Source organism: Brooklawnia sp., assembly GCF_032229645.1.
GTDB lineage: Bacteria > Actinomycetota > Actinomycetes > Propionibacteriales > Propionibacteriaceae > Brooklawnia.
In genome coordinates this window covers 1-2,427 of sequence record NZ_JAVTWX010000014.1, presented here as the reverse complement: position 1 = coordinate 2,427, position 2,427 = coordinate 1, and the positions used below count along the sequence as shown (strand labels likewise).

The window sequence follows — 2,427 nt, the reverse complement described above, 5'->3', positions numbered from 1 at the left end:
GCCGATGATCGCGACCAGGACGACGAGGCGGCCGTTCGGGAGACAACGGAGGCAGCGCTATGACAATGCTGGATACCCTTTTCGGCCTCATTCCGGCCGCCTCCCGGGGCCAGCAATGGCTTGCCGAAGACCTGCAGCTGGTCAACTGGGGTGGCTATGACGGGGCGCACCGCGTCCGCTTCTCACCTACCGCGACTCTGCTCTGTGGGGGTTCGGGGTCGGGCAAGTCGACCCTGATGGACGCCTATATCGCCTTGATGATGCCGCACACGACGCCATTCAACGGGGCCTCGAACGGCGGTGTGCTGGGGCGTCCGCGGGGTAGCGAGCAGCGCAACATCATCTCGTACGGGCGCGGCAAGCTGGACGAATCGCGCACCGAGGACGGCACCAAGATGCGGGTGCTGCGGGGGGACGGCTGCGACACCTGGACTGCGGTCGCGATGACCTGGGTCGATCGCGATCTGACCCGGTTCACCGCTGTGCGCGCCTGGTATATCCCGGCCACCGCGCGAATCCTGGACGACACCGTCCGGGTGCGGGCCACTATCGACGGGCCGTTCGATCTGCGCGAGTTGGAGGAGGCGGCCGTCCAGCACCTCGGAGATGCCGCTGTGCGGGCCGCGGGTCTGGCGACGCTAGGCACCGACCGGGAGTTTTCGGCGAAGCTGCATGCGACGCTGGGCATCGGGGCGTCCGGTGCGGGCTCCAAGGCGATGAGCCTGCTGGCTCGCATCCAGGCCGGGCAGCAGATCACCACCGTCGATGAGCTCTACAAGCGCATGGTGCTGGAGGAACCCGAAACCCTCGCCACTGCGGATGCGGTCGTCGAGCACTTCGACGAACTGGAGGGTACCCGCCGGCGGATGGTCACCGCACGGCAGCAGGTGCATGCGCTGGAGCCGATCCGCGATCTGAAGACCAAAATGGCGTCAGCGGCCAACCGGCTGCGGCTGATCGACGAGGTTGGCCGGTTCGGTGACTCCGACTCGTTGGCCGCCCTGTGGCAGGCGAGCCGCCGCCTCGAACTGCTACGTGAGGTGGAGGCCGAATCGCGCGACCGCAAGCGCGCAGCTGACGAGCTGATCCGCGAAGCCGAGACCCGTGCCACCGCTGCTCAGGTCGAGCACGACGGTCTCGCCGAGGTCTTGCGTACCTCTGGCGGTGACCGCTTGGAGACCGCCCAGCGCGAATTACGCGGCGTCGAAACACGACTGGTTCGGGTGCAGCGTGACCTTGACCGCCTGCACGATGCCGTGGCGGTCGTGCAGGCCGATCGTCCGAGGTCGGCCACGCAGTTCGCGGCCTTGCTGCAAAGAGCAGAGGACTCGCTGGCCGATGCCGCTGCCAAAGCCACGGCCCGGGACGTCTTCGCCGCGGCCAGAGCCCAGCAGCAGGCAATCGAGCAGGAAGTCGCCGCGCTGGAGGCCGACCGCTGCCAGGCAGAACGGCGACGCGGCAATATACCCACCGAACTGGATACCTCGCGCATTCAGTTGGCGGCCGCCGCCGGGCTGGGTCCCGAAGAACTGCCATTCGTCGGTGAACTGGTGGAGGTACGCACCGAGTTCGAGCCGTGGCGCGAGGCATTCAACCTTGCCCTCGGCGGGTTCGCGACGACGGTCCTGATCGACACGGGCCGGCTGGCCGACTTCCGCAGCGCGATCAACTCGGTCCGTACGCCGGTCCGCGTCCGTTTCGAGGGCGTACACACCGGTCTTTCCCGCGCCAGACATCTGGACGACCGGACACTGCCGGGCAGGCTGGACTACCGCGCGACCCCGTTCACCGGATGGCTGGAAGAACGCCTCGAGAAGCGGTTCGGCTTCGTCTGCGTCGTGGAGGCAGCCGAACTCGCGCAGCATCCGATGGCGGTGACCATCGCCGGCCAGATCTCTCACGGCAATCGCGGTGAGCACGGCGGTCACGGTCGCAAGAACGTGCTCGGCTTCTCGAATCAGCGTTATCTGTCCGACCTCGCCGACCAGATCGATCGGGCCCGCGTCCGCCTGGTGGAAGCGATCGAGACCGCAGGTTCGGCGGTTGCCGCCCTCGATGCGTTCGAAACTCGAGGTCTCGCATTCCGGGCTATCTGTGACCTCAGCTGGGAGCAGGTCGATCTCGCTGCCGTCGAGGCCGAGCGCGACCGTTGGTCGTCCGTCATCACGGAGGTGACCTCGGGTAATCCTGAGATCGCTCGGCTGCGTGCCCAGATCGCGAAGGCAAGAGACACGGTCGACCGCCTGCAGCAGAAGGTCGGGCGTGCCAAGCAGCAGAGCGAGCAGGCAGACGAGCAATGGGCCGCGATCATGGATCAGGTCGATCAGGCCGAAGACATCTTGCAGGCTGCCCAAGACGCCGGACGAGTGCTCACCGCCGAACAACAGGACTATCTCGACGCGTGCTTCGATCTGGTCGGACCGGGCC

The 2,427-nt window shown here is 66.9% G+C and carries 1 protein-coding gene; it reads left to right on the top strand.

The genetic code is table 11. From position 1 onward, the window contains the following. Window positions 1–59: 59 nt before the first annotated feature. On the top strand, window positions 60–2,427 hold a 2,368-nt coding region (locus tag AAFP05_RS00735), incomplete at its 3' end, for an ATP-binding protein (RefSeq protein ID WP_341727935.1).